This is a genomic window from Streptomyces lasiicapitis (assembly GCF_014646335.1).
In the GTDB taxonomy this organism is placed as follows: domain Bacteria; phylum Actinomycetota; class Actinomycetes; order Streptomycetales; family Streptomycetaceae; genus Streptomyces; species Streptomyces lasiicapitis.
This window is the reverse complement of sequence record NZ_BMNG01000032.1, coordinates 1-26654: the sequence shown is the minus strand read 5'-3', so window position 1 is coordinate 26654 and position 26654 is coordinate 1. Positions and strand designations below refer to the sequence as shown.

The following is a 26654-nucleotide window of genomic DNA, read 5'->3' as shown; positions in this document are numbered from 1 at the left end:
TGCGCCCAGCGCGGCCGGCCGACCTGCTTTTCCGGCTGGGGGTCCGGGGGTCATCCCCCGGGAAGACGCAGTATCGAGGCGAACCGGTGTCCCTCCCCATGGGACACTTGACCCTCACCCTGATGCACGCGAATTAGCAGAACGGAAGCTCATGGCCCCGGTCACGTCCCTCAGCGCATCCGTCCACCAGCGTCTCGCGGACGCCCTCTCGGCAGCCCTGCCGGAAGCAGGCGCCGCCGACCCGCTGCTGCGACGCAGCGACCGGGCCGACTTCCAGGCCAACGGCATCCTCGCGCTCGCGAAGAAGGCCAAGGCCAACCCGCGCGAGCTCGCCACGAAGGTCGTCGAGGAGATCACCAACGGTGAGCTGCTGGCCGACGTCGAGGTCTCCGGCCCCGGCTTCCTGAACGTCACGGTCACCGACCGGGCGATCACCGAGACCCTCGCCGCCCGCGCGGCCGACGGCGACCGCCTCGGCGTCCCGCTCAAGGACGAGCCGGGCACGACGATCATCGACTACGCCCAGCCGAACGTGGCCAAGGAGATGCACGTCGGCCACCTGCGCTCCGCGGTGATCGGCGACGCCCTGCGGCAGATGCTGGACTTCACCGGCGAGAAGACCATCGGCCGCCACCACATCGGCGACTGGGGCACCCAGTTCGGCATGCTCATCCAGTATCTGATCGAGCACCCCGGCGAGCTGTCCCCCGAGACCGACACCGACGGCGACCAGGCCATGTCGAACCTGAACCGGGTCTACAAGGCCTCGCGCGCGGTCTTCGACGCCGACGAGGCGTTCAAGGAGCGGGCCCGCAAGCGGGTCGTCGCCCTGCAGTCCGGCGACAAGGAGACCCTCGGCCTGTGGCAGCGGTTCGTGGACGAGTCGAAGGTCTACTTCTACTCGGTCTTCGAGAAGCTGGACATGGAGGTCCGCGACGAGGAGATCGTCGGCGAGTCCGCGTACAACGACATGATGCCGGAGACGGCCCGCCTCCTGGAGGAGTCCGGTGTCGCCGTCCGCTCCGACGGCGCGCTCGTCGTCTTCTTCGACGAGATCCGCGGCAAGGACGACCAGCCGGTGCCGCTGATCGTGCAGAAGGCGGACGGCGGCTTCGGCTACGCGGCCTCCGACCTGTCCGCGATCCGCGACCGTGTCGTCGGGCTGCACGCGACGTCCCTCCTGTACGTCGTGGATGTACGCCAGTCGCTGCACTTCCGCATGGTCTTCGAGGCGGCCCGCCGGATGGGCTGGCTGAACGACGACGTCACCGCGCACAACATGGGCTACGGCACGGTGCTCGGCGCGGACGGCAAGCCGTTCAAGACGCGCGAGGGCGAGACGGTGCGGCTTGAGGATCTTCTGGACGAGGCGGTGCAGCGGGCCGCGCAGGTCGTGCGGGAGAAGGCGCGGGACCTCACCGAGGCCGAGATCCAGGAGCGGGCCACGCAGGTCGGCATCGGCGCGGTGAAGTACGCGGACCTGTCCACGTCGCCGAGCCGCGACTACAAGTTCGACCTGGACCAGATGGTGTCGCTCAACGGCGACACGTCCGTGTACCTCCAGTACGCGTACGCCCGCATCCAGTCGATCCTGCGCAAGGCGGAGCACCTGCGCCCGGTCGCCCACCCGGACCTTGAGCTGTCCCCCGCGGAGCGCGCCCTGGGCCTGCACCTGGACGCGTTCGGCGACACGGTCTTCGAGGCCGCCGCGGAGTACGCCCCCCACAAGCTGGCGGCGTACCTCTACCAGCTCGCCTCCCTCTACACGACGTTCTACGACAAGTGCCCGGTCCTGAAGGCCGACACGGAGGAACTGAAGGAGAACCGCCTGTTCCTCTGCGACCTCACCGCCCGCACCCTCCACCAGGGCATGTCCCTCCTGGGCATCCGCACCCCGGAACGCCTGTAACTCCTAAGCGAGCCCCGCCCGAAGCCGACGCAGGCCCTCGGCGATCTCATCGGGCGTCTGCGTGACAAAGCACAGCCGCAGGGTCTCCGCTTCCGGGGCGCCGCCGTAGAACGGCGCCCCGGGAACGTACGCCACATCCTGCGCGACAACCGTCGGCAGCGAAGCCGTCGCGTCGTACCCGACGGGCAGCCGCGCCCAGAGGAACATCCCGCCCTCGGGCCGGTTCCAGGTGGACCCCGCGGGCAGCGCGCCCGGCAGCCCCGCGAGCATCGCGTCCCGCCGCTCCCGGTACTCCCCGGCGACCCGGGCCACATGCGCGTCCAGATCGAACCGTTCCAGATACCAGGCGGCGGCAAGCTGGTTGACGGTGGGAGTGTGCAGGTCGGCGGCCTGCTTGGCGATCGCGCAGGCGCGCCGCAGCGCGGCGGGCGCCCGCAGCCAGCCGAGCCGCAGCCCCGGCGCCATCACCTTGGAGAAGCTCCCCAGGACCACGGTCCTGTCCTCGGCCCCGGCGTACGAGGCGACCCACGGCACCCGCTCCCCCTCGAACCGCAGCTCCCCGTACGGGTCGTCCTCGATGATCCAAAGCCCGCGGCGCGCGGCGACCTCGGCGACGGCGGCCCGGCGCGCGGCGGGCAGAGTGCGCCCGGTCGGGTTCTGGAACGTGGGCACGGTGTAGAGCAGCTTGGGCCGGTGCTGGGCGACGAGGGCGTCCAGGGCGTCGGGGTCGACGCCGTCGACGTCACTCGGCACGGGCACGACGCGCGCGCCCGCGAAGGCGAACACCTGGAGGGCGGCCAGGTAGCAGGGGTTCTCGACGAGGACGGTGTCGCCGGGCTCGACGAGCGCGGTGGCGAGCAGCGAGAGGGCCTGCTGCGAGCCGGTGGTGACGAGGATGTCGTCGGCGCCGGTGGCGAGCCCGCGGGCCGCGTACCGCTCGGCGACGGCCGCCCGCAGCGCGGGCTCGCCCTCGGTCGTCGAGTACTGCAGCGCCCGTCCGGGCTCGTCGGCGAGCACGGCGGCGTACGCGGCGGCCACGCCCTTCGCGTCGAAGAACTCGGGCGCGGGAAGGCCGCCCGCGAAGTTGATGACCTCGGGCCGCGCGGTGACCGCGAGAATGTCCCGTACCGGCGAGCCGCCGATGGCGGCGGCGCGCGCGGCGAGCGGCGGCGTGGGGGCATCGGTGACGGTGTCGGTGGCACGGGTGGTGGCGGTCATCGCGGTTCCCTCTCCTACGTGGGTCCCGGCAGGGTAAGCACGTGGGTGCCGCCTACAACAGCCATTCCGCGATACGGACGGAGCGCTACCGGAAGACGGCGCGCCACTGCGGGCGGCGCCCTACCGCACCTCTTCCACCCCGCCCTCCGGCAGGCGCCGTACCGGGATCCACTTCTTGCTGTCGAGCGAGTACCCGAAGACGGGCCGCCGCACGTCGGCGCTCGTGTGGAACGGCTTGCCCGTGTCGTCGATGCGCACGGTGCCCGTGCGGCCGCCGCTGGACCATTCCAGCTCCAAGTACCAGCGCACGTCGCGGGACTTGACGTCCGCCTCGACGAAGAAGGTCTCGGGGTCGTTCTCGCTCACCTTGAAGGGGAAGCTGTCCTCCCCGGGCTGCGCGGCCGGGCGCGGGACCGACGCGTCGAGGTTCAGGTCGAAGTAGTTCTTGGGCACGTCTCCGCCGCAGCCGACGCCGACGTACCCCATCTCGTAGCTGTTGCGCGCGAGCGGCGCACCGCTGCCGACGACACGGACGTTCAGGGACTCCAGGACGACGGTGTCCTTGCCGGTGCCCTGGACGGTCAGCTTCACGGTCTGCTGTCCCGCGGGGACCGCGCCGTTCGCGGACACCCAGCCGGGGGCGTCCTGCTCGTTCGGCGGCGGCGAGAGGCGGTTCGGGTCGCGGTCGACGAGGTAGGGCTGGCCGCAGGGGCTGTCCCAGAAGTGCGGCTGCGTGGACACCGTCAGGGGCGCGGCGCCGGACGCGGCCGGACCGTCGCCGGCGCTTCCGCCGCCCCCGGCCCTCGGCCCTGCGCCCGCCGAACCGCCTTTTCCTGTACGTCCCTTGCTCCCGCCGGGCTTCCCCTCACCGTCGCCCTTGTCCGCCGCCTTCCCGGACTCCTTCCCCTTGCCCGGGGACGACTTGGCCGACGGGCTCTGCTTCCGCTTCGCGTCCTCGCCGGCGTCGATCCCGGCGGAGGGGCCCCTGCCACCGGACACCTTGCCGCTGTCCCCCGACGACCCGTCGGACGCGGCCTGCAGGGCGAGGGCGGTACCGCCGAGGGCGAGGACGGCTCCTACGGCGGCGATGACGACCAGTTGTCGGCGCTTGGGCCGGGGGCGGGGGGAGGGGGTGCGGGTGATGAGGAGGGGGGCGGGGTGGGACTCGGGTGCGGGCTCGCTGTCGCGCTCGGGAGCGGGCTCGGGCTCGGGTGCCGGCTCAAGTGCGGGTCCGGGGTGCGATTCCGACTCCGTACGCGGCTGTGCCGACGGCTCGGGTGCACCGGATGGCGGCGGCAACTCGGCTTCCGCGACGGGAGCAATGGGCTCGGCGTCAGGCCGCCGCCCCCGCGTCGCGTCGGCGACGATCCACCGCCGGTGCAGCTCCACCAGCTCTTCGGGCGACGCCTTGCAAAGCCGCCCCAACCGCTCCACAGGAGCGAACTCCACCGGCACAGCAGTGCCGTTCACATAGCGATGCAACGTCGACGTACTGACGTGCAACCGCTTGGCCAACACCCCGTAACTGAGCCCCGATCGCTCCTTGAGCTCCTTGAGCAGCTCCGCGAACCCCTCGGCTCCCACCATTCCTCCGTCCCGCCCAGCCGTTCCAGGCACGGCCCATTCCCCCAGGTCAGAGCCAGTACAGCCGTTCCAGCGTCCCGTACTTCCGGGCCGGCCTGGCTTCTGGGACAGGACGGCGTACAAGCTTCTGGTCATCCAAGCACGCCGACCGGGGCCCATAGCCAGGCGGCTCGCTTCACCCCCGTGTCACCTCTCTCACGCACCAACCCATAGAAGGGGTTCCCCATGCGTACTCGCATGCTCGCCGCCGCCACCGTCGCCCTCGCCGCGCTGTCCCTGACGGCGTGCGGATCCGAGGAGAAGGTGCGCGACGAGGGCGCCGCCAAGTCCTCGCAGTCCACGTCCGAGGACGCGGCCGCAGGCAGCTCGTCCGGGAGCGACGACGCGACCCCGAGCAGCGACCGTACGAAGACCTCGGGGAACGGCGGCGACTCCGGCGGAAGCGAGGGCAAGGGCGCGAACGCGGGCACCGGCACCGACGGCACCGACGGCTCCGACCCCGACGCCCCCGAGAACCGCGTCCCGTGCACCGCCGCCAACACCTCGGTCACGGCCGCCCCGGTCCCCCGCCCGCTGAACTACATGCTGATCACCATCACCAACACCGGCTCCAAGCTGTGCGACCTGCCCGGCTACCCGATCCTCAAGTTCGAGGGCGCCCAGTCGGTGCCGCCCGTCATCGAGGACAGCAAGCCGCAGGCGGTCACCTCGCTGAAGCCGGGCGGCAAGGGCTACGCGGCGGCGATCCTGTCCGCCGGCGACGGCAGCGGCGGCGAGGGCTACACGGCCACGAGCCTGCAGATCGGCTTCCAGGGCAGCGACCGCATGGCCGACGCGGCGCTCCAGGGCGGCGACGTACACATCGACAGCAAGCTGCGCGTCAGCTACTGGCAGTCGGACTCCGCGACGGCCCTCGGGTCCTGACCCGGATCGACGCAGCCGCACACACCACCAACACCCCGCAACACATCACTCACCAGACCCGAAAGGCACCACCACCATGCGCATCAAGCCCCGCGTCCTCGCCACCGCCGCCCTCGCCCTGGCCACCGCGGCCCTGACCGCGACGGTCTCCGCAGGCACCGCCCAGGCCGCGACGCCCGGCGCCTGCACCTCCGCGAAGACCAAGCTGACCGTCAAGAAGGTCGACCGCCCGATCAACCACCTCCTGCTGAAGGCCACCAACACGAGCGGCAAGACGTGCTTCGCGTACAACGCGCCGTACCTCCGCTTCGACGAGGGTCAGGCCGCGCTCCCGGTCGTCGACGACAGCGTGCCGCAGTCGGTCGTCACGCTGGAGCCGGGCCAGTCGGCGTACGCGGGCATCTCCACCTCGTCCCCGGAGGGCACGAACGGCCGCAAGGCCCATGACCTCGGCGTCCTGTTCGCCAACCGCGCGGCCAACGGCAGCGTGGGCGGCGAGAAGACCCTGAAGCTGCCGGGCTCCGGCGTGTACGTGGACAGCTCGGCGCAGGTCACGTACTGGCAGGACAACGCCGCGGACGCCCTCGTCTGGTAGCGGACACGCACGCGTGGGCGGCGGGCAGGGCACCCGCCGCCCGCTTACCTTCTGGTGAGTACCGCACTAAATAGTCGGTACTTGTCGGGCAGTTCGGGCACGGCGAGGATCGAGACGTCCCGCAGAGCACCCCAGCGCGACTCAGCGCGACTCAGCGACATCTCACAAGGAGCCCCACCATGCCCACCGCCGACTTCACGCCCGCCGCCCACCCCGTCTCCGTCCTCGGCCTCGGCATGATGGGCTCCGCCCTGGCCGCGGCCCTGCTGAAGGCGGGCCACCCCACGACGGTCTGGAACCGTACGGCGGCGAAGACGGGCCCGCTCGCCGCGCAGGGCGCGACCCCGGCCGACACCCCCGCGGCCGGTGTCACCGCGAGCCCGCTCGTGATCGCCTGCCTGACGACGAACGACAACGTGCGCGAGCTGTTCGCCCCGCTCGCCGCGGAGCTGCGCGGCCGCACCCTGGTGAACCTCACCAACGGAACGCCGTCCCAGGCCCGGGAGTTGGCGGCCTGGGCCGAGGAGCACGGCATCGCGTACGTCGACGGCGGCATCATGGCCGTACCGCAGATGATCGCGGGTCCGGGCGCGTACATCCTCTACAGCGGCGACGAGGCGGCGTACGCGGCGCACCGCGACACGCTCGCCGCGCTGGCCGACACCAAGTGGGTCGGCGCCGACGCGGGCCTCGCCGCCCTGTGGGACCTGTCGCTGCTGACCGGCATGTACGGCATGGGCGTCGGTGTCGCCCAGGCCTACGCGCTGACCGGCAGCGCGGGCGTGCCCGCGAAGGACTTCGCGCCGCTCCTGGCGGACTGGGTCATGGCGATGACCCAGGGGATCGTGCACGGCACGGCCGAGGCCATCGACTCCGGGCAGCACCTCACGGACGTCTCCAGCCTGGAGATGAACCTGAAGGTGCTGCCCAACTTCACCGACACGTTCGCCGAACACGGCGTCGACGACGCGCTGTTCACGTCGCTGCGGCCGCTGCTGGAGCGCGCGGTGGCCGAGGGGTACGGCGCCGACGGCCTTTCCCGGATGGTCGACCTGCTCAAGACCCCGTAGGGCAGCGGCCCCAGACGCCACGGCATCACGGGACGAACACCACCTTGCCGGTCGTCTCCCGCCGCTCCATCGCCGCGTGCGCCTCGGCGGCGTGGGACAGCGGGAACGACTGGACGGCCGGGGTGAGGCGCCCCGCGGCGGCGGCAGCGAGGGCGCGCCGCTCGTGATCGGGCCGGTCCTCGGGCCGCTCGATGAGCTGCATCAAGGCATTCACGTACGTGATGTCCCGAGCCTTGAGCACCTCGTCCCCCGGCACGAACTCCACCTGGGAGGCGGCCCCGATGGAAACGAACCGCCCTCCATCACCGAGCAGCGCGAACGCGGCGGCGGCCTTCTCCCCGCCCACCCCGTCCAGGACGACACTGACGCGCCGCCCACCGATCCGCGCGCGCACCTCGTCGCCCCACCCGTCCTCGTCGTAGTCGACACCGACGACCTCGGCACCGCCCCCGCTCCCGAGCTTGCGCACGGCGGCGACCTTGGCGGGCCCCCCGGCCGCCCCCACCACGGTGGCCCCCAACTCGTGCGCGTACTGCACGACAAGCCGCCCCACACCCCCGGCGGCAGAGGTCACCAACACCACATCGTCCGGGGCGATTTCGGCAATGTCGAGCAACCCCATGGTCGTGGTCCCGGTGACCACCATGGCCACAGCGGCCTCAAAGCCGAGCGACCCGGGCACCGCGTGCAAAGCCTCGACATCGGCGACGGCCAACTCGGCATACCCACCCGGCGAACCATGAGCGGTCACCACAGACCGCCCCAGCCACTCCTCCCCCACCCCCGACCCCACGGAGTCGACGACCCCGGCGACCTCGCCCCCGAAGATCGAAGGCAACTCGGGCAATGGCGGGGCCAGCTCGCCCGCGGCCCCCGCCCGCAGCACGGTCTCGATGAAGTGCGCCCCCGCGGCCCGCACCACGATCCGCACCTGCCCGGGACCGGGCTCCGGATCGGGCACGGTCTCGTACGAAAGGTTCTCGGCGGGCCCGAACTCATGAAGTACGACGGCGTGCATCTGGTCCTCCCGGACTACGGAAACGAGTCGATGCACCTACCCTCGAACCTCAACAGCGGTTGAAGTCAAGTGACTTCAACCGCTGTCGTTTCCTAACCGCCGGGCGCGCTACAGCTGCCGCGCCACCTCGGTCGCCCAGTACGTAAGGATCATCTGCGCGCCGGCCCGCTTGATGCCGGTCAGCGACTCCATGATCGCCTTGTCGCGGTCGATCCAGCCGCGTTCGGCGGCGGCCTCGATCATCGCGTACTCGCCGCTGATCTGGTACGCGGCCACGGGCACGTCGGACACCTCGGCGACCTTGGCGAGGATGTCGAGGTAGGGGCCCGCGGGCTTGACCATCACCATGTCGGCGCCCTCTTCGAGGTCGAGCGCCAGCTCGCGCAGGGATTCGCGGCTGTTGGCCGGGTCCTGCTGGTAGGTCTTGCGGTCGCCCTTCAGGGACGAGCCGACGGCCTCGCGGAAGGGGCCGAAGAACGCCGACGAGTACTTCACCGTGTAGGCGAGGATCGACACGTCCTCGTGCCCGGTCTGGTCGAGCGCGTCGCGGACGACGCCGATCTGACCGTCCATCATGCCGCTCGGGCCGACCACATGGGCGCCCGCGTCGGCCTGGACCTGCGCCATCTCGGCGTACCGCTCCAGGGTCGCGTCGTTGTCGACCCGGCCCTGCTCGTCCAGGACACCGCAGTGCCCGTGATCCGTGAACTCGTCCAGACACAGGTCGGACATGACGATCAGGTCGTCCCCGACCTCGGCCCGCACGTCGCGCAGCGCGACCTGGAGGATCCCGTCCGGGTCGGTGCCCGCGGTGCCGAGCCCGTCCTTCTTGGCCTCCTCCGGCACCCCGAACAGCATGATCCCCGAGACCCCCGCCTCGACGGCCTCCACGGCCGCCTTCCGCAGGCTGTCCCGGGTGTGCTGGAACACCCCCGGCATCGACCCGATCGCGACGGGCGCACCGATGCCTTCGCGCACGAACGCGGGCAGCACCAGATCGGCCGGATGCAGCCGCGTCTCGGCGACCATGCGCCGCATGACGGGGGTGGTACGCAGCCGCCTGGGCCGCGAACCGGGGAAGGAACCGTACGTACTCACTGCAGAATCCACCTAACCGCGAGTTTTCAGCCCACCTCGGGGGAGCTTCTCAGCCCGTCCGGCGTTTGAGGACGAGGCGCGAAGCGCCGATAGCGGGGGTCCAGGGGGCGGCAGCCCCCTGGATACGGGAAGGGGCGCCCGCGCGCGGAGCGCGCTAATGGATGCAGCGGGGCGCCCCGCGAGGGCACCCTACGGCGCCGCAGCCCGCCGACGCCGAGCCCCCGGCCGCCGCTCACTCGGCCGAGTAACAGCGTCCCCGGCCTCCAGCGCGGCAGCGCGCCGCTGCGCCCCGAACTCCGCCAAGGCCTCGGCCAGCTTGTGCACGGACGGCTCCGGAGCCATCACATCCACCCGCAGCCCATGCTCCTCGGCGGTCTTGGCCGTGGCGGGACCGATACAGGCGATCACGGTCACGTTGTGCGGCTTCCCGGCGATACCCACCAGATTCCGCACCGTGCTCGACGACGTGAAGAGAACGGCGTCGAACCCGCCACCCTTGATGGCCTCACGGGTGTCGGCCGGCGGCGGCGAAGCCCGCACGGTCCGGTAGGCGGTGACGTCGTCGACCTCCCACCCGAGGTCGATCAGGCCCGCGACCAGCGTCTCGGTCGCGATGTCGGCCCGCGGCAGGAACACCCGGTCGATCGGGTCGAAGACGGGGTCGTACGGAGGCCAGTCCTCCAACAACCCGGCGGCGGACTGCTCCCCGCTCGGCACCAGATCCGGCTTCACGCCGAAGGCGACGAGCGCGGCGGCCGTCTGCTCGCCCACCGCCGCGACCTTGATCCCGGCGAAGGCGCGGGCGTCGAGCCCGTACTCCTCGAACTTCTCCCGCACGGCCTTGACCGCGTTCACCGAGGTGAAGGCGATCCACTCGTAGCGCCCGGTGACCAGGCCCTTGACCGCGCGCTCCATCTGCTGGGGCGTGCGCGGCGGCTCGACGGCGATCGTCGGCACCTCGTGCGGCACGGCCCCGTACGAACGAAGCTGGTCGGAGAGCGAGGCCGCCTGCTCCTTGGTGCGCGGCACGAGGACCCGCCAGCCGAACAGCGGCTTCGACTCGAACCACGAGAGCTGGTCGCGCTGGGCCGCGGCCGAGCGCTCGCCGACCACGGCTATGACGGCCTGCCCGCCGTCGGGCGAGGGCAGCACCTTGGCCTGCTTGAGTACCTGCGCGATGGTGCCGAGCGTCGCGGTCCAGGTGCGCTGGCGCGTCGTCGTACCGGCGACGGTCACCGTCATCGGGGTGTCGGGCTTGCGCCCGGCGGACACCAGCTCGCCGGCGGCGGCCGCGACCGAGTCCAGGGACGTGGACACGACCACGGTCCCGTCGGAGGCGCCGACCTCCCCCCAGCAGCGCTCGGAGGCGGTACGCGCGTCGACGAACCGCACGTCGGTGCCCTGCGCGTCCCGCAACGGCACCCCCGCGTACGCGGGCACACCGACCGCGGCCGCGATGCCCGGCACCACCTCGAAGGGGATGCCCTCGGCGGCGCAGGCGAGCATCTCCCCGCCCGCGTAGGCGTCCAGGCCCGGATCGCCGCTCACCGCACGCACGACCCGCCTGCCGCCGCGCGCGGCCTCCATGACAAGATTGGCCGCGGCTGAGGCCGAAGGCCCGTCGACGCTCGCTGACGTGCCGTCAGCGGCCTGCGGGAGAGGTGTGTCCACACCCCCTCGGGCATGCACACGTACGACATCGAGAACATCCGGCTCGGCGATCAGCACATCCGCTCGGGCCAGCGCCTCGACGGCGCGCAGAGTCAGCAGTCCCGGATCTCCGGGTCCGGCACCGAGAAAGGTGACGTGCCCGTGTGCGGGAAGGCCGGGAAGGTTCGAGGTGGGGCTCAAAGTGCTCGCTCCCCCATCAGACCGGCCGCGCCCTTGGCGAGCATCTCGGCGGCGAGTTCCCGCCCGAGCGCCATCGCCTGGTCTTCCGATTCAGGCACGGGACCGGTGGTGGACAGCTGCACCAGCGTCGAGCCGTCGGTGGCACCGACGACGCCGCGCAGGCGCATCTCCTTGACAACCTGCCCGTCGGCCAGCAGGTCGGCCAGCGCACCCACAGGTGCGCTGCAGCCGGCCTCCAGGGCGGCGAGCAGGGATCGCTCGGCGGTCACGGCGACCCGGGTGTACGGGTCGTCGAGCTCGGCGAGCGTGGCGGCGAGTGACGCGTTGGTCGCGGCGCACTCGATCGCCAGTGCCCCCTGGCCGGGGGCGGGCAGAACGGTGTCGACCGACAGGAAGTCGGTCACCTCGTCGATCCTGCCGACGCGGTTGAGGCCCGCGGCGGCGAGCACGACGGCGTCCAGCTTCCCGTCGCGCACGTATCCGATGCGGGTGTCGATGTTCCCCCGGATCGGCACGGCCTGTATGGAACTGCCGTGGTTGCGGGCGTAGGCGTTGAGCTGCGCCATGCGGCGCGGCGAGCCGGTGCCGATGCGCGCTCCGTCGGGAAGCTCCGCGAAGGTCAGTCCGTCGCGCGCGATCAGCACGTCCCTCGGGTCCTCCCGCTCCGGCACGGCGGCGAGCGTGAGCTCGGCCGGCTGCGCGGTGGGCAGGTCCTTCAGCGAGTGCACGGCGAAGTCGACGTCACCGGCGAGCAGCGCGTCGCGCAGCGCGGTGACGAACACACCGGTGCCGCCGATCTGGGCGAGGTGCTCGCGCGAGGTGTCGCCGAACGTCGTGATCTCGACGAGCTCGACGGGACGCCCCGTCAGCTCCGTGACCTTCCTCGCCACCTGTCCCGACTGGGCCATGGCCAGCTTGCTGCGCCTGGTCCCGAGTCTGAGTGCCTTCTCGGTCATGCGCGGCCTCGCTTGGGTTCGTCGTTCTCTTGGTGCTGGTTGAGCTGGCCACCGGCGTTGCCACCGGCGTTGCTCAACAGATCGGCCCGGGACACGGCGGCGACCGTCTCCGGGTCGAGGTCGAAAAGGGTGCGCAGGGCGTCGGCGTATCCGGCGCCGCCGGGCTCGCTGGCGAGCTGCTTCACGCGCACCGTCGGCGCGTGCAGCAGCTTGTCGACGACGCGGCGCACGGTCTGCGTGATCTCGGCGCGCTCCTTGGCGCCGAGCTCCGGCAGCCGGCCGTCGAGCCGGGCCATCTCGCCGTTGACGACGTCGGCGGCCATGGTGCGCAGCGCGACGACGGTCGGCGTGATGTGCGCGGCGCGCTGCGCGGCGCCGAACGCGGCGACCTCGTCGGACACGAGGGTGCGCACGGCGTCCACGTCGGCGGCCATCGGCGCGTCGGCGGACGCGTCCGCGAGCGACTCGATGTCGACCAGGCGCACGCCGGTGAGGCGGTGCGCGGCGGCGTCGATGTCGCGGGGCATGGCGAGGTCGAGCAGGTACAGCGCGGCGGCGCGGGCGGCGGGCACCACGGCGGCGTGCACCGACCGGGCGACCCGCACCGAGCTTCCGCCCACGGCGGGACTGTTGTCGACAAGGGCGGCGTGCTGCTCGTACGCGTTCTCATCGCCGACCTGCGCGCCCACGGGGCAGCCGCCCGCGTCCGGGGCGGGGGTGGCGGTGTCCGGCGCGATCACACAGTCGTCATCGGCACAGCCGACCGACCCGTCATGCCCGTCCCGTACCTCACTTCGTACGTCTCGTACGTCGCCGACGCGCCCCGAGACCGCCGCGGTGACGTCCGCCGCCGTGAGGACAAGGCCCGTCGCGCCGGTACAGGACACCGCCACGTCGGCACGTGTCAGCTCCACGGCCACGTCGTCCATCGGCACGGCGCGGGCGGCGGCTCCCGTGCCGCCCTCCGTGAGGATGGCGGCGAGGCGCTCGGCGCGGTCCAGGGTGCGGTTGGCGACGACGACCTCGTCCACGCCCGCGCGCGCGAGGGTCGCCGCGGCCAGCGAGGACATGGAGCCCGCGCCGATCACCAGGGCGCGCTTGCCCTTGGCCCAGGCGTGCACGGGCTCGCGCCCGGCCAGCTGCTCCAGGCCGAAGGTGACGAGCGACTGCCCGGCCCGGTCGATGCCGGTCTCCGAGTGCGCCCGCTTGCCCACGCGCAGGGCCTGCTGGAAGAGGTCGTTGAGGAGCCGGCCCGCGGTGTGCAGCTCCTGCGCCCGCGCGAGCGAGTCCTTGATCTGACCGAGGATCTGCCCCTCGCCGACGACCATGGAGTCGAGCCCGCACGCCACCGAGAACAGGTGGTGGACGGCCCGGTCCTCGTAGTGCACGTACAGATAAGGGGTGAGCTCCTCCAGGCCGACGCCGCTGTGCAGGGCGAGCAGCGTCGACAGCTCGGCGACACCCGCGTGGAACTTGTCCACGTCCGCGTACAGCTCGATGCGGTTGCAGGTCGCGAGCACGGCCGACTCGGCCGCGGGCTCGGCGGCCACCGTGTCGTGCAGCAGCTTGGCCTGCGCGTCGACGGTGAGCGCGGCCCGCTCGAGCACGCTCACCGGAGCGCTGCGGTGACTGAGGCCTACGACGAGGAGACTCATGCCGGCATCACGGCGGGGACGTCCCCGTCGGGTCCCTTGCGGTGCGGCTTGGCGGCGGCGGGCGGGGCTGTGCCCTCGGCGTCGTCCGCGCTGTCGGCGGAGCTCTCCTCGCCGGCCTTGCGCTGCTCGTGGAACGCGAGGATCTGCAGCTCGATGGAGAGGTCGACCTTGCGCACGTCGACGCCGTCGGGGACGGTCAGGACGGTCGGCGCGAAGTTCAGGATGGACGTGACGCCCGCGGCCACGAGCCGGTCGCAGACCTGCTGGGCGGCGCCCGCCGGGGTCGCGATGACGCCGATGGAGACGCCGTTGTCGCTGATGATCTTCTCGAGCTCGTCCGTGTGCTGCACCGGCATGCCGGCGACGGGCTTGCCCGCCATCGCCGGATCGGCGTCTATGAGGGCGGCCACACGGAACCCGCGCGAGGCGAACCCGCCGTAATTGGCCAGCGCGGCGCCGAGGTTACCGATACCGACGATGACAACCGGCCAGTCCTGGGTCAGCCCGAGCTCACGGGAGATCTGGTACACGAGGTACTCGACGTCGTAGCCGACGCCCCTGGTCCCGTAGGAGCCGAGGTACGAGAAATCCTTGCGCAGCTTCGCGGAGTTGACCCCCGCGGCGGCGGCCAGCTCCTCGGAGGAGACCGTGGGCACCGAGCGCTCCGACAGCGCGGTGAGAGCCCTCAGGTACAGCGGAAGCCTGGCGACGGTGGCCTCGGGAATCCCTCGGCTGCGGGTCGCCGGTCGGTGAGTTCGGCCAGTTGCCACGGTGCTCCTGCGGGTAGAGCGGGGCTGAAGGCGGGCCGGCACCCGGTGTCGTGTCCCAAGACCGCCCCGTCGACAGCAGGCTATGTCTTTGTGAACGCGTGCACAAAGATGGTGTCCGATTTGCCCGCCCAACGTGACCGGCGTCACGCACCCCTGGCGCACATTCCTGGAACCGGCGCACGGCCGACAACGACACTCAACCGACGGGGGCAAAACCGTACACACTCCTCACGAACCTCGCCCCCGAGCTCAAAACCGACCCCCGATGCTAAACGACTTTCCGGACAGCTCCGGACGTCACAACCAGCCATCGCCCCCGTCGACCCGGCGTTATCCCGCCAACTCCCGCCGCAGCCGCCCCTCGTCCACCCGCCAGAACGTGTGCTGCTCCCCGTCCACGAGCACCACCGGAATCTGCTCCCAGTACTCCTTGTGCAGCGCCTCGTCCCGCGTGATGTCCTTCTTCTCCCACACGACGCCGAGCTCGCCGCAGACCTTGGCGACCACCTCCTCCGCGTCGTCGCACAAGTGACACCCGGGCTTGCCGATCAGCGTGACGACGCGCGCCTTGGGCGTCTTGGCCGCACCGCCGCGGCGAAAAAGAGGACTCATGCCCACCAGCTTCCTCCTTCTTACGCTTCTCACGCGCCGCCGCCGACGCGGTACGCCGCCGCGGCGCACCCCGGTGTGACCAGCGCGACACGGACCGTTGACGCGTTCGATTCGTTCCCTTTACGAGCCGACCGAACAGAGTGGCTATGCTCGACGGCATGGCCACTCTGGGTTGGCTCCACCCCCGCAGGCGCTTCGCCACCGCGCGCAGCGTGCTCGCCGGCGAGGCCTCGGCCGAGGCAGCTCGCAAGTCGTCGCAGGAGCTCCAGGAGCTGGAGGAGTCCGGCGAGCGGGCCGAACAGACCCCCGCCGAGGAGACCGCGCCCCCCGAGTTCCCGGTCGCGGGCGACGAGGAAGCCGCCGCGTTCTTCGACCTCGACAACACCGTGATGCAGGGCGCCGCCCTCTTCCACTTCGGCCGCGGGCTCTACAAGCGGAAGTTCTTCCAGCGCCGCGAGCTCGCCCGATTCGCCTGGCAGCAGGCGTGGTTCCGGCTCGCCGGGGTCGAGGACCCCGAGCACATGCAGGACGCGCGCGACAGCGCCCTTTCCATCGTCAAGGGCCACCGCGTCGCCGAGCTGATGTCCATCGGCGAGGAGATCTACGACGAGTACATGGCCGAGCGCATCTGGCCCGGCACCCGCGCCCTGGCCCAGGCCCACCTCGACGCGGGCCAGAAGGTCTGGCTGGTCACGGCCGCGCCCGTGGAGACGGCCACGATCATCGCCCGCCGCCTCGGCCTGACCGGCGCCCTCGGCACCGTCGCCGAGTCGGTGCACGGCGTCTACACCGGAAAGCTCGTCGGCGAGCCGCTGCACGGCCCCGCGAAGGCCGAGGCCGTCCGCGCCCTGGCCACCGCCGAGGGCCTGGACCTGGCCCGCTGCGCCGCGTACAGCGACTCCCACAACGACATCCCGATGCTGTCCCTCGTCGGACATCCGTACGCGATCAACCCCGACGCCAAGCTGCGCAAGCACGCCCGCGCCCGCGAATGGCGGCTGCGCGACTACCGCACGGGCCGCAAGGCCGCGAAGGTCGGCATCCCGGCCGCCGCGGGCGTCGGCGCCCTCGCGGGCGGCACGGCGGCCGCGATCGCACTGCACCGCCGCCGCCACTGACCCCATACCGACACGCTCGGTGACCATCGCCGGCGGAGGCCCCGGAACACGGGCCTCCGCCACTCGTCGCGCCCGGAAACGACGGCAATCGTTCTGTCTTACCCGCCACGCCCCCCGCCAGTCCCGTTCATTCAACTCGGCCACAACACGCCCCCCGGCCACCCCGAATGCGCGCTCATTCGATCAACAATCAGTCAATAACCGGTACTTGATCGACCGCCGATCGGTAACAGAAGCGACGTAATCGATGATTTGAGCAACTGGGTGTAGCGCTGCCTGTACGAAGCGTTATTCTCCTCAGACGCATGACGGACACAGCCTGTCGCTACGACGGGTGAACGGTCCGGTACTGCACGTGATGGAAGCTCTGCCTCTGGGAGTCCCGTGTACCCACACGTCGGGGTTGACGCCTCGGGCCTGGCTACGCTGCGCGCAACGGTCGTCGACCGCCTGCGCGGCTTCGTCCCCACCGCGTACGCCGTCCCCGCCTTCGCCGTCCCGGCACCCGCCGGGCCGTGCTACGCCCTGGCGGACGGCGGTGCGGCCGTCAGCAGACGGGCGCGCTCCGGTACCGCCACGACCACCCACCGCCGTCCCGCGGCGGACAGTGACAGCGCCCGCATGATGGACCTCGTCGAGCGAGCCCAGGCGGGCGAGTCCGACGCCTTCGGCCGCCTCTACGACCAGTACAGCGACACCGTCTACCGCTACATCTACTACCGCGTCGGCGGAAAGGCGACGGCCGAGGACCTCACCAGCGAGACGTTCCTCCGCGCCCTGCGCAGGATCGGTACGTTCACGTGGCAGGGCCGCGACTTCGGCGCCTGGCTCGTCACCATCGCCCGCAACCTGGTGGCCGACCACTTCAAGTCGAGCCGCTTCCGCCTCGAGGTCACCACCGGCGAGATGCTCGACGCGAACGAGGTCGAGCGCAGCCCCGAGGACTCCGTCCTTGAGTCCCTGTCGAACGCCGCGCTCCTCGACGCGGTCCGCCGCCTCAACCCCCAGCAGCAGGAGTGCGTGACCCTGCGCTTCCTGCAAGGCCTCTCCGTGGCCGAGACCGCCCGCGTCATGGGCAAGAACGAAGGCGCGATCAAAACCCTCCAGTACCGGGCGGTCCGCACCCTCGCCCGGCTCCTCCCGGACGACGCCCGCTAGCGGCGACCGACGGGCGTCCCGCCACGCTGCGCGACGCCCAACTCACCGTCCGTGGCGGCCAGATGGCCGTCACGGACTTTGTCGAGCCCTCGGCGGTCGGATCATCTTTCGTCCGTAACCCAAGTGCCGCGACGCTCGTTGTGCGGGATGCAGGCTCCCTGTGGTTGCAGTCCGAATCACCCCCGAGCTCCCTCGGAGCACGGGGAGGCTCCATGCGCTCACTCGAACGTGTGGAAGTGTTCGGACGACGCAACCCCCAGGACCCCCTGGGGAGTCGACCGTCATGACGAGAGGAGGTGCCGCCAGTGATCGCGAACGTATCGGCCCACCGGCGGGCGAACGCCTTCGCCCAGGCCCTGGAGGAGCATTCCGACCAGGACCCGGCGGCCGAGCAGCCCGAAGATCCCGCCGCGCCCCCAGCGGGCGCCCGAGCCGAATCCGCGCCGCCCGGTCCGGCCGAGCGCGACCGGATGCTGGCGCTCGCCGACGGCCTGGCCCGGCTCCCCGCCCCCCAGCTCGACCCCGAGGTCAAGGTGGTCCAGCGGGCCCAGCTGGTGGCGGCGATGGAAGCCATGCTGGCGGAGGGCACGGCGGCGGGCGAGGGCACAAGCCCTTCCGTACCGGAGCAGCGCTCCCGGAAGGGTGCCAAAGGCTCCCACCGGGCGAGCCCCCTGCGGAAGTTGAAACCCCGGACCCGCCTGTCCAAAGGCATCGCCGCCGGCGGCCTCACCGTGGGCGTCGCCGCGGGCGCCTTCGGCGGCGTCGCGGCGGCAAGCTCCGACGCCCTGCCGGGCGACTCGCTCTACGGCCTCAAACGCGGCATGGAAGACCTCAAGCTCGGCATGGCCGACAGCGACACCGACCGCGGCCAGATCTACCTCGACCAGGCCTCGACGCGGCTCAACGAGGCCCGCCGCCTGATGGAGCGCGCCCGCTCCGGCCACCTCGACCACGAATCGGTCGGCGAGGTCCGCCGCGCTCTCTCCGGCATGCGGCACGACGCCGCGGAAGGCCACCGCCTCCTCCTCGAGGCGTACGAACGCGACGGCTCCCTCGGCCCCATCCAGGCCCTCTCCGCCTTCACCCAGTCCCACCGCGGCAGTTGGAGCGCCCTGCGCGACAAGCTCCCCGTCCAGCTCGGTGACGTCGGCGAACAGGTCAGCTCCGTCTTCGACGCCATGGAGCAGGAAGTCGAACCGCTGCGCTCGCTGCTCCCCAGCCAGCCCGGCAAGAGCAGCTCCCCCGACGACCGCCCCCGCCAGGACTCCTCCACCGGCACCCACCGGGACCGCCCCGCGCCCCACACCTCGGGCGACACCGACGACCACCGCTCCCCCGGCGGCAAACCCAAGCCCTCCTCCCCCGGCCACAAGGAAAGCCGCGAAGGCCTCCTCCCCGGCGTCACGGACGGCATCCTCGACCCCCCGTCGGAGCACGCACCCGCCCCCTCCGGCACCACCGAGGACAAGAAGAACCACCCCACCCCCAAAAAACCCAAGCCCGGCAAGCCCGAGGTAACCCTCCCACCCCTCCTCCCCGGCCTACTCCCAGAACTGGGAATCGAGGGCGAGGACCAGAAGTAACGGCTACCCTGCCGGGCTGGCGAGACCCAGCCCGGCAGCAGAGCACTGATTCAGCCCTCACCGGCACGGTTCCAGCCCGTCCGGCGTTTACGGTTTCAGCCCGTCCGGCGTTTGAGGACGAGGCCGTTCAGGCCGATAAGCGGGGGTCCAGGGGGCGGCAGCCCCCTGGTTTCGGGAAGGGGCGGGCCTGGGGCGCACCGCGAGGGACAGCCCCCCCGTCAGAAGAACACAGACCTCCGCTGCACCAACAACTTGTACAACGTGTGCTGAATCTGCTCCCGCACCTGATCCGTCAGATTGAACATCAACATCGGATCCTCAGCCGCCTCCGGCGGATACCCATCCGTAGGAATCGCCTCCCCGAACTGAATCGTCCACTTCGTGGGCAACGGCACCATCCCCAACGGCCCCAGCCAGGGAAACGTAGGCGTCAAAGGGAAGTACGGAATCCCGAGCACCCGAGCCAACGTCTTCGCATTGCCGATCATCGGATAGATCTCCTCGGCCCCCACAATGGAACAGGGCACAATCGGCGACCCGGTCCGCAGCGCGGTGGACACAAACCCACCCCGCCCGAACCGCTGCAGCTTGTACCGCTCACCAAAGGGCTTCCCGATCCCCTTGAACCCCTCGGGCATCACCCCGACGAGCTCCCCGCGCTCCAGCAACGCCTCCGCGTCCTCCGCACAGGCCAACGTGTGCCCGGCCTTGCGCGCCAGCTCGTTGATCACCGGCAGCATGAACACCAAGTCCGCGGCGAGCAGCCGCAGATGCCGCTGGTGCGGATGGTTGTCGTGCACGGCGACCTGCATCATCAGGCCGTCCAACGGCAACGTCCCGGAGTGATTGGCGACGATCAGCGCACCGCCGTCGGCCGGGATGTTCTCGATGCCCTTGACCTCGACGCGGAAGTACTTCTCGTAGAACGGCCGCAGCAGCGACATCAGGACCTGGTCGGTGAGCTCCTCGTCGTACCCGAAGTCGTCGACGTCGTACTCACCCGTCAGCCGCCGCCGCAAAAAAGCGAGGCCACCGGCGATCCGCCGGTCCCAGCCACCACCGCCACCACCACGCGGCTCGGGCACGGCGGCCGGCTCCGGCGCCGCGTCCGCCCCCGCACTCCGGGAGCCCACGCTCCCCGCATCCGCATCCGCCGCGCCCAGGGCCCCCGCGTCCAGCGGCTCCGCGCCCGGCGCGGCACCGTCCGGCACATCGGCGTTCCGCCGCCCGGGGACCACCTTGACCTCGCGCGCCTTCGCCCCGTCGCCCGGGCGCCGCGGCCCGGACCTGCGGCGCTGCGGCCGCTGGCCGCCCCCGCGCGACCGGTCGTCGTCGAACGGAATGACCTTGGCGTCCGCCATCGTTGACGATCTCCTCAGTTGGCGCTGTGGTGGGCACTGTTGTCGGCTCTGCCTCCGGCGCCCCCATCGGCACCGGACTTCGCGCCGCCGCCCGCGAACGGCAGCGCCGCGATCCTGTCGACGGCCCCCGCGAGCGCCGTCGGCGGCAGCAGGCCGGGACCCCGGCTGCGTACGAAGTCCGCGAAGGTCTCCGCGGTCGTGTACTTGGGCCTGAACCCCAGTGTCTCGCGCATCTGCCGGGTCGCCACGACCCGGCCGTGGGTGAGGAGCCGGATCTGCTCCGGCGAGAAGTCCGTGACGCCGACCGTGCGCAGCGCCTGGCCCACCCAGGTGACGGCGGGAAGGAACACCGGAAGCGTCGGCCGCCCCAGGCGCCGCGCGCACTGCGAGAGCAGCAGCAGCCCCTCCCCGGCGATGTTGAACGTGCCGCTGTTGAGCGTGCCGCGCCGCGGGTCGTGCGACGCCAGGCGCAGCACCTCGATGGCGTCGTCCTCGTGCACGAACTGCAGCCGCGGGTCATAGCCGAAAACCGTCGGCAGCACGGGCAGCGAAAAGTACTCGGCGAGCGGCGAATCGGCGGCCGGGCCCAGGATGTTGGCGAACCGCAGCACACACACGGCGACATCGGGCCGCCGCCGCGCGAACCCGCGCACATAGCCCTCGACCTCGACGGTGTCCTTGGCGAAGCCGCCGCTGGGCAGCGACTTCGGGGGCGTGGTCTCCGTGAACACCGCGGGGTCGCGGGGCGCCGAACCGTACACATTGGTGCTCGACTTCACCACGAGACGCTTCACCCGCGGCGACTTCTGGCAGGCGCCGAGCAGCTGCATCGTGCCGATGACGTTGGTCTCCTTGACCGAGCCGCGGCTGCCGCCGGCCAGCGCGGTGCCGGTCACGTCCATGTGCACGACCGTGTCGACGCCGTGCTCGGCGAGGAGCTTGGTGATCGTGGGCTGCCGGATGTCGGCCTGGATGAAGTCGGCGCCACCGAGATGGTGCTCGGGCGGGACGGCGTCGACGGCGACGACCCTGTCGACCTCCGGATCGCGCTGGACACGCCGCACGAACCTGCCGCCCAGTTGCCGGGCCACCCCGGTCACGAGCACGACCTTGCCCAAGATCAGCGCCGCCTTTCCCCAGCCCGCGTGGCGTCAGCATGCTCCGGCCCCGCGTCACGTCTGAGCGTTACGTCCGTGGCCCACGCTAGCGGGTCGATGTTGCGCTGTGATGACCGCGATACGCACGAAGTGACGACGGACACATTCCGCCGCAAAGATCAGGCCGTACGCCCGCCTTTGAACTATTGAATCCCCTATGACCGGGAACCCACGGAAAATGGCGTCCCCGAGCCCCCTGAACGAAATGACGCCGAACGTAGTGAAGCCCTCCCACCGGATGGTGGGAGGGCTTCACTACGTTCGCTTGCGCTCGCTGACGTCAGCGGTCGCTTACTTCTTGTTGCGACGCTGAACGCGCGTACGCTTCAGCAGCTTGCGGTGCTTCTTCTTGGCCATCCGCTTGCGCCGCTTCTTGATAACAGAGCCCACGACTACCCTCGCTCACTTCATTCTCACTCGGTGCGGGGCAGCAGACTGGGCCCACACGACCTACGTCGGCCTAGCCTACCCGCCCCGGCGCCGAGCCTGTAATCGAGGGAGGTCGATCAGGCCGTCTCCACCCCCACGTATGAGTCGCGAAGGTACTCGTGAACCGCGTTCTCCGGGACTCGGAAGGACCTTCCGACCCGGATTGCGGGCAGATGACCACTGTGTACCAGCCGGTACACGGTCATCTTCGAGACTCGCATCACCGCGGCGACCTCCGCCACGGTCAGAAACGCAACCTCGCTGAGAGGCCTCTGGTCAGCAGCCATGACACACCTGAACCTTCCGCACATGACGCGCACCGGCTTCCCCTTCCGGTGACTCCTCGTCGCTGTGCGCTCACTCCCCAGAGTAGGGGCGGGTGATGCGAGTGGGGAAGAGGAGCTGCCATCGGCCGTTTACTGTGACAGACACGCTCGATTGAGTACATAGCGAGTAAGCGGTCGGTAGTAATCAGACCGCACAGCGTCATCAAGCGGAACGACGACGGACACCCGCCCCTCCGCCTCTCCGACGAACAGTGCGGGATCGTCCGTATCCGCCAGACCGATCGCCTCAAACCCGAGCTGACCTGCTCCGCAGACCCAGCCATGGTCCCCGATGACCAGCTCGGGCAGGGGTCCGCCGGACTCTGCCTGGGCGGCCAGAGCCCGTCGAACCGGGAGCGGAGAATGGCTGTGTGCGCCGGTCTCACTCCCGGTGGGACGCACGCCGGGTTCGCGCACCAGCGCGACGCCTTGTACGTAGTCAAGGTTGTACGTGCGTAGGCCGAACCGGGTCGTTATGTCGATACAGCAACCCTGCGCGGGGCTGAGAATCGTGCATCCGGCCGCCGACAGGGCCTCGGCCAAGGCGGCGTAGAAACCAAGGAGCCGGTGCGGGTGACCGGTCCCGAGCAGCACGGGAAGCCGGCGCCGGGCCGCGTCCTGGAGCCGCTCGGCGAACGCGTCGAGCGCCGCCAACGTCCGTTCCGGGTCGATGACATCGGCTCCCGTGGTGTGCCGGGGGTCGTCCGACACCCCGCACTTGTCCGCCATGAGCCGCAGCAAGTCTCCCGCGCCCCAGGTCCATTCGGGGTCGAGCCCGAGAAGTATCCGGGGATCCCGCGCCGCGAAGAGCCGATAGCTCCGCAGGCTCTCCTCCCGCGAGGTGGCCACGGGCCCGGCGAGCCGGGCCGCCAGCAGATGCGCACGCAACGCTCCGGTGCTCAACACCCCCCGATGCTGCCGCACATACCCCCACGGAACCCCGAAAACCCAGAAAAAAACCCACAGTCAGGCTAACCCCGCCGCAACGGACCTGGGGGTCCGGGGGCGGAGCCCTCTGCCCGCGGCGGAGCCGCCGATCGATGCAGCGGGAAGGGGCGGGATTGGGGAAACGCCCCCCTACGCCAACAACCCCCGCAACGGAAACACGGCCCGCCGAACAGCCAACACGGCCTGATCCACCCGGTCCGCGGGGTCGTACCCCAAGTCCCACTCCCGCCAAGCGACAGGCCACCGCCCATCCGTCATCCGCCCAGGAGCAAGCGTCCGAGTACGCCGATACACCTCCTGCCGCCACCCCTCAGGCACAACAGCCGAAGGCGAAATCTCCCGCCCGGCCGCCACGGCGACAAGGTGCGTCCACGACCGCGGCACCACATCCACCACCGCGTACCCACCCCCACCGAGCGCGACCCACCGCCCACCGGCGTACTCATGGGCCAACTCATGACAGGCGACCTGCACGGCCCGCTGCGCGTCCAGCGACACGGCGAGATGCGCCAACGGATCCTCAAAGTGCGTATCGGCCCCGTGCTGAGTGACGAGCACCTGCGGCCGGAACTCCGCCAACAACTCCGGCACCACGGCGTGAAAAGCCCGCACCCACCCTTCGTCCCCGGTCCCCGCGGGCAACGCGACATTCACCGCACTGCCCGCCGCGGCGTCCGCCCCGGTCTCCTCGGGCCACCCGGTCTGCGGAAACAACGTACGAGGATGCTCGTGCAGCGAGATCGTCAGAACCCGCGGATCGTCCCAGAACGCGGCCTGCACCCCGTCCCCGTGGTGCACGTCCACATCCACATACGCGACCCGCTCGGCACCCAGCTCGAGCAGCCGCGCGATGGCGAGCGCGGCGTCGTTGTACACACAGAACCCCGAAGCACCGCCCGGCATGGCGTGGTGCAGCCCGCCCGCGAAGTTCACCGCGTGCAGCGCGTCCCCCTGCCACACCGCCTCGGCGGCACCGACCGACTGCCCGGCGATCAGCGCCGACACATCGTGCATGCCGGCGAAGGCGGGAACGTCCTCCGTCCCGAGGCCGTACTCCCCGCGCGCGGAGGACGGATCCGCGGAGGCCGCCTTCACGGCGTCCACGTAGTCCTCGCGGTGCACGAGCCCCAGCGTCGACTCACCGGCGCGCTTCGCCGCGACCACGTCCAGCTCGCGGTCGAGCCCGAAGGCGTCGATCAGGCTTTTCGTCAGCGCGAGCCGGACCGGGTCCATGGGGTGCTGTGGACCGAAGTCATAGCCCGTTACTGCCTCGTCCCACATCAGTTGTGCGCGGCCGCTCATGTCCGTCACCGTATCGGTCCGGTTCAAGGGCGAACGACCGGGCGTACAACAACGTCACAAGCACCAACACCATGGGAACGACCATCGCCCCGCGGTAGTTCCACACGTCCCCGAGCCCGCCCACCAACGGCGAACCGATCAGGAATCCCACGTAGTTGAAGACGTTCAGCCGCGCCACCGCAGCGTCCGACGCCCCGGGGAACATCCGCCCCGCCGCCGCGAACGTCTGCGGCACGATCACGCACAACCCGATCCCCAGCAACGTGAACCCGAGAATCCCCACCCAGGCCCCCGACGCCGCAGCCACCACACCGAACCCGACCGCCCCCACGACCGCACCGCCCCGCACCACGGCGACCGCCCCGAACCGCCGCACCCCCAGGTCCCCGACACTCCGCCCCACCAGGTTCATCACCATGTAGACGTTGTACGGAACGGTCGAGAGCTGCTCCGAACTCCCCAGCACGTCCTGCAGATACTTCGCGCTCCAGTTGGAGACGGTCGAGTCCCCGATGTACGCACACGTCATCACCAGACACAGCGGCAACAGCACCTTGAAGCCGACCGAGCCACCGCCCCCGGAGCCCGCCTTCACGGCCCCCGAATCCCGGCCCTGACCGCCACCGTCACCGTCCGGCTTGCCGTCCGCCGCGTCGACGTACCACCGGCTCCCCACCAGCGCCGCCGGCAGCAGCACCACGACCACCGGCAGATACGACACCACCAACGACAGATCCCAGTGCGCCCCCGCCCAGGCCAGCGAGGCCCCCACGATCCCGCCCAGGCTGTACGCGGCGTGGAACCCGAGCATGATACTCCGCCCGTACGCACGTTGGAGGCTCACGCCCAGCATGTTCATGGACGCGTCCAGCGCCCCCACCGCGAGCCCGAACATCCCCAGCGCGACGGCGACTTCCCACATCGCGTCCCCCGCGCCCGCCCCGAGCAGCGAGAGCAGCACGACGGGCTGGGACCACCGCAGCACCCGACTCGGCGGCACCTTCCTCACCAGCCGCTCGGTGCACACGCTCCCCACACCGGCCAGGATCGGCACGGCCGCCAGGAAGACGGGCAGCAGGCCGTCGGATATCCCGTACTGGTCCTGCAGCGCGGGTATCCGTGTGACCAGCAGCGCGAACGTGACGCCCTGCACCAAGAAGCCGAACGCGAGCGAGGCCCTGCCGCGCCGCAGCGTTTCCGTCATGGCAGCGAAGCGTAGATCCCCGGCCTACTCGGGGGTAGATAGATCACCGACCAACTTTCCCGGCCGTCGTGTGGGATGTCAGATGCGATGTCAGACCAGCAGGTCGGGCAGTTCCCGCAGCTCGCCGAAGAGTCGGCCGGCGTCCCGGAGCCGCTCGGCGGGCGTCATGGCCGTGAACCCGCACACGTCCATTCCCGCCGCCACCGCGGCCTGTACGCCCAGCGGGCTGTCCTCCACGACGACACACTTCTCGGGCGGGACGCCCATGCGCTCGGCCGCGTGCAGAAAGAGGTCGGGCGCCGGCTTCCCGCGCCCGACGTCCTGCGAGCTGAAGATCCGTCCGTCGTCGAACCACTTGTCGAGCCCGGTCTTCCGGTGCCCGACGCGAATCCGCTCGTGGCTGCCGGAGGAAGCGAGACAGAAGGGCACACCTTCGGCGGTCAGCTTCTCCAGTACCTCCACGGCTCCGGCCATGGGTTCCAGCTCCTGCTTGAAGGCAGCGAAGACCCGCTCGTGAAAGATCGCGTCGAAGTCGTCGGGCAGCCGCTGCCCGGACCGTTCCAGAACCAGGTCGTGTACGCGGTGCATGGCGCCGCCCATGTAGTCCCGCAGGGACTCTTCGTACGAGGTGGGGTGCCCGAGTTCCGTCAGGTATGCGGCGAGGATCGTGTTGGAGATCGGCTCGCTGTCGACGAGGACACCATCATTGTCAAAGATGATCAATTCGTATCGCATGCCTAGACCCTAAACGCAGAAAACCCCCGTGCCGAATGGCACGGGGGTTTTCTCTACAATTAGTTCGGCGGCG

The 26654-nt window shown here is 70.7% G+C and carries 24 protein-coding genes; 7 read left to right on the top strand and 17 right to left on the bottom strand.

Annotated elements, in window-relative coordinates; genetic code table 11:
• Window positions 1-151 precede the first annotated feature (151 nt).
• The gene (gene argS / locus IEY91_RS40995) at window positions 152-1909 is read left to right on the top strand and encodes an arginine--tRNA ligase (protein WP_189177843.1); all 1758 of its coding nucleotides are present in this window, start codon (window positions 152-154) and stop codon (window positions 1907-1909) included.
• A 3-nt stretch (window positions 1910-1912) separates the two neighbouring features.
• Here the strand turns inward: argS and IEY91_RS40990 are convergent, their stop codons facing one another.
• Together IEY91_RS40990 and IEY91_RS40985 are read right to left on the bottom strand one after the other, a co-directional pair.
• Window positions 1913-3127, bottom strand: a complete 1215-nt coding sequence (locus IEY91_RS40990) for an aminotransferase-like domain-containing protein (RefSeq protein WP_189177842.1) — start codon at window positions 3125-3127, stop codon at window positions 1913-1915.
• Window positions 3128-3247: 120 nt separating this feature from the next.
• Complete coding sequence (locus IEY91_RS40985; protein WP_189177841.1) at window positions 3248-4714, bottom strand: helix-turn-helix domain-containing protein; 1467 nt, start codon at window positions 4712-4714, stop codon at window positions 3248-3250.
• Window positions 4715-4936: 222 nt separating this feature from the next.
• On the opposite strand from IEY91_RS40985, the gene IEY91_RS40980 reads away from it, so the two are divergent.
• The 3 genes from IEY91_RS40980 to IEY91_RS40970 all read left to right on the top strand — a co-directional run bounded on the left by IEY91_RS40980 (window position 4937) and on the right by IEY91_RS40970 (window position 7300).
• Complete coding sequence (locus tag IEY91_RS40980) at window positions 4937-5635, top strand: DUF4232 domain-containing protein (RefSeq protein WP_189177840.1); 699 nt, start codon at window positions 4937-4939, stop codon at window positions 5633-5635.
• A gap of 76 nt (window positions 5636-5711) precedes the next feature.
• Window positions 5712-6230 (top strand): DUF4232 domain-containing protein, encoded by a 519-nt coding sequence (locus IEY91_RS40975; protein WP_189177839.1) that lies wholly within the window; start codon window positions 5712-5714, stop codon window positions 6228-6230.
• A 179-nt stretch (window positions 6231-6409) separates the two neighbouring features.
• Window positions 6410-7300 (top strand): NAD(P)-dependent oxidoreductase, encoded by an 891-nt coding sequence (locus tag IEY91_RS40970; RefSeq protein WP_189177838.1) that lies wholly within the window; start codon window positions 6410-6412, stop codon window positions 7298-7300.
• Between the two features lie 25 nt (window positions 7301-7325).
• Here IEY91_RS40970 and IEY91_RS40965 read toward each other — a convergent pair whose 3' ends face one another.
• The 7 genes from IEY91_RS40965 to IEY91_RS40935 all read right to left on the bottom strand — a co-directional run bounded on the left by IEY91_RS40965 (window position 7326) and on the right by IEY91_RS40935 (window position 15269).
• Window positions 7326-8318 (bottom strand): zinc-binding dehydrogenase, encoded by a 993-nt coding sequence (locus IEY91_RS40965; RefSeq protein WP_189177837.1) that lies wholly within the window; start codon window positions 8316-8318, stop codon window positions 7326-7328.
• 108 nt (window positions 8319-8426) lie between these two features.
• Window positions 8427-9416, bottom strand: coding sequence for a porphobilinogen synthase (gene hemB / locus IEY91_RS40960; protein ID WP_189177836.1), 990 nt, complete (start codon window positions 9414-9416; stop codon window positions 8427-8429).
• Window positions 9417-9605: 189 nt separating this feature from the next.
• Window positions 9606-11267, bottom strand: a complete 1662-nt coding sequence (locus IEY91_RS40955; RefSeq protein ID WP_164322111.1) for a bifunctional uroporphyrinogen-III C-methyltransferase/uroporphyrinogen-III synthase — start codon at window positions 11265-11267, stop codon at window positions 9606-9608.
• The gene (gene hemC, locus IEY91_RS40950) at window positions 11264-12223 is read right to left on the bottom strand and encodes a hydroxymethylbilane synthase (protein ID WP_189177835.1); all 960 of its coding nucleotides are present in this window, start codon (window positions 12221-12223) and stop codon (window positions 11264-11266) included. Before hemC ends, IEY91_RS40955 begins: the two co-directional genes overlap by 4 nt.
• Entirely contained in the window at window positions 12220-13878 is a 1659-nt protein-coding gene (locus tag IEY91_RS40945; protein WP_189177834.1) for a glutamyl-tRNA reductase, read from the bottom strand. The genes hemC and IEY91_RS40945 overlap by 4 nt, the downstream gene beginning before the upstream one ends.
• Window positions 13875-14648, bottom strand: a complete 774-nt coding sequence (locus IEY91_RS40940; RefSeq protein WP_189177833.1) for a redox-sensing transcriptional repressor Rex — start codon at window positions 14646-14648, stop codon at window positions 13875-13877. Before IEY91_RS40940 ends, IEY91_RS40945 begins: the two co-directional genes overlap by 4 nt.
• A gap of 330 nt (window positions 14649-14978) precedes the next feature.
• Complete coding sequence (locus tag IEY91_RS40935) at window positions 14979-15269, bottom strand: glutaredoxin family protein (RefSeq protein WP_189177850.1); 291 nt, start codon at window positions 15267-15269, stop codon at window positions 14979-14981.
• A 149-nt stretch (window positions 15270-15418) separates the two neighbouring features.
• Between IEY91_RS40935 and IEY91_RS40930 the strand changes: the two genes are divergently transcribed.
• The 3 genes from IEY91_RS40930 (at window position 15419) to IEY91_RS40920 (ending at window position 19119) form a co-directional block, all read left to right on the top strand.
• Window positions 15419-16378, top strand: coding sequence for an HAD family hydrolase (locus IEY91_RS40930; RefSeq protein WP_164322119.1), 960 nt, complete (start codon window positions 15419-15421; stop codon window positions 16376-16378).
• A gap of 384 nt (window positions 16379-16762) precedes the next feature.
• Window positions 16763-17536, top strand: coding sequence for an ECF subfamily RNA polymerase sigma factor, BldN family (locus IEY91_RS40925; RefSeq protein WP_016640259.1), 774 nt, complete (start codon window positions 16763-16765; stop codon window positions 17534-17536).
• Window positions 17537-17841: 305 nt separating this feature from the next.
• Window positions 17842-19119 (top strand): DUF5667 domain-containing protein, encoded by a 1278-nt coding sequence (locus tag IEY91_RS40920; protein WP_189177832.1) that lies wholly within the window; start codon window positions 17842-17844, stop codon window positions 19117-19119.
• A gap of 218 nt (window positions 19120-19337) precedes the next feature.
• Here the strand turns inward: IEY91_RS40920 and IEY91_RS40915 are convergent, their stop codons facing one another.
• From IEY91_RS40915 to IEY91_RS40880, 8 genes are all read right to left on the bottom strand, one after another.
• On the bottom strand, window positions 19338-20480 hold the full coding sequence (locus tag IEY91_RS40915) for a lysophospholipid acyltransferase family protein (RefSeq protein WP_189177831.1): 1143 nt from the start codon (window positions 20478-20480) through the stop codon (window positions 19338-19340).
• Between the two features lie 14 nt (window positions 20481-20494).
• Complete coding sequence (locus IEY91_RS40910) at window positions 20495-21598, bottom strand: NAD-dependent epimerase/dehydratase family protein (RefSeq protein ID WP_164322126.1); 1104 nt, start codon at window positions 21596-21598, stop codon at window positions 20495-20497.
• A gap of 330 nt (window positions 21599-21928) precedes the next feature.
• Complete coding sequence (locus IEY91_RS40905) at window positions 21929-22027, bottom strand: 30S ribosomal protein bS22 (RefSeq protein ID WP_003948845.1); 99 nt, start codon at window positions 22025-22027, stop codon at window positions 21929-21931.
• A 116-nt stretch (window positions 22028-22143) separates the two neighbouring features.
• Entirely contained in the window at window positions 22144-22353 is a 210-nt protein-coding gene (locus IEY91_RS40900) for a helix-turn-helix domain-containing protein (protein WP_157164103.1), read from the bottom strand.
• A gap of 129 nt (window positions 22354-22482) precedes the next feature.
• A complete protein-coding gene (locus IEY91_RS40895; protein ID WP_164328304.1) occupies window positions 22483-23298 on the bottom strand; it encodes a phosphatase in 816 nt (271 codons plus the stop codon).
• Window positions 23299-23469: 171 nt separating this feature from the next.
• Complete coding sequence (locus IEY91_RS40890) at window positions 23470-24642, bottom strand: acetoin utilization protein AcuC (RefSeq protein ID WP_189177830.1); 1173 nt, start codon at window positions 24640-24642, stop codon at window positions 23470-23472.
• Entirely contained in the window at window positions 24593-25846 is a 1254-nt protein-coding gene (locus IEY91_RS40885) for an MFS transporter (RefSeq protein ID WP_189177829.1), read from the bottom strand. The genes IEY91_RS40890 and IEY91_RS40885 overlap by 50 nt, the downstream gene beginning before the upstream one ends.
• Window positions 25847-25936: 90 nt before the next feature.
• Window positions 25937-26581 (bottom strand): HAD family hydrolase, encoded by a 645-nt coding sequence (locus tag IEY91_RS40880; protein WP_189177828.1) that lies wholly within the window; start codon window positions 26579-26581, stop codon window positions 25937-25939.
• Window positions 26582-26654 lie beyond the last annotated feature (73 nt).

Coding starts and splice junctions, on each gene's coding strand:
- IEY91_RS40880 (WP_189177828.1), bottom strand. CDS start 26,581: ATGCGATACGAATTGATCATCTTTGACAATGATGGTGTCCTCGTCGAC.
- IEY91_RS40890 (WP_189177830.1), bottom strand. CDS start 24,642: ATGAGCGGCCGCGCACAACTGATGTGGGACGAGGCAGTAACGGGCTAT.
- IEY91_RS40990 (WP_189177842.1), bottom strand. CDS start 3,127: ATGACCGCCACCACCCGTGCCACCGACACCGTCACCGATGCCCCCACG.
- IEY91_RS40985 (WP_189177841.1), bottom strand. CDS start 4,714: ATGGTGGGAGCCGAGGGGTTCGCGGAGCTGCTCAAGGAGCTCAAGGAG.
- IEY91_RS40980 (WP_189177840.1), top strand. CDS start 4,937: ATGCGTACTCGCATGCTCGCCGCCGCCACCGTCGCCCTCGCCGCGCTG.
- hemC (WP_189177835.1), bottom strand. CDS start 12,223: ATGACCGAGAAGGCACTCAGACTCGGGACCAGGCGCAGCAAGCTGGCC.
- argS (WP_189177843.1), top strand. CDS start 152: ATGGCCCCGGTCACGTCCCTCAGCGCATCCGTCCACCAGCGTCTCGCG.
- IEY91_RS40975 (WP_189177839.1), top strand. CDS start 5,712: ATGCGCATCAAGCCCCGCGTCCTCGCCACCGCCGCCCTCGCCCTGGCC.
- IEY91_RS40965 (WP_189177837.1), bottom strand. CDS start 8,318: ATGCACGCCGTCGTACTTCATGAGTTCGGGCCCGCCGAGAACCTTTCG.
- IEY91_RS40945 (WP_189177834.1), bottom strand. CDS start 13,878: ATGAGTCTCCTCGTCGTAGGCCTCAGTCACCGCAGCGCTCCGGTGAGC.
- IEY91_RS40885 (WP_189177829.1), bottom strand. CDS start 25,846: ATGACGGAAACGCTGCGGCGCGGCAGGGCCTCGCTCGCGTTCGGCTTC.
- IEY91_RS40900 (WP_157164103.1), bottom strand. CDS start 22,353: ATGGCTGCTGACCAGAGGCCTCTCAGCGAGGTTGCGTTTCTGACCGTG.
- IEY91_RS40930 (WP_164322119.1), top strand. CDS start 15,419: ATGGCCACTCTGGGTTGGCTCCACCCCCGCAGGCGCTTCGCCACCGCG.
- IEY91_RS40970 (WP_189177838.1), top strand. CDS start 6,410: ATGCCCACCGCCGACTTCACGCCCGCCGCCCACCCCGTCTCCGTCCTC.
- IEY91_RS40915 (WP_189177831.1), bottom strand. CDS start 20,480: ATGGCGGACGCCAAGGTCATTCCGTTCGACGACGACCGGTCGCGCGGG.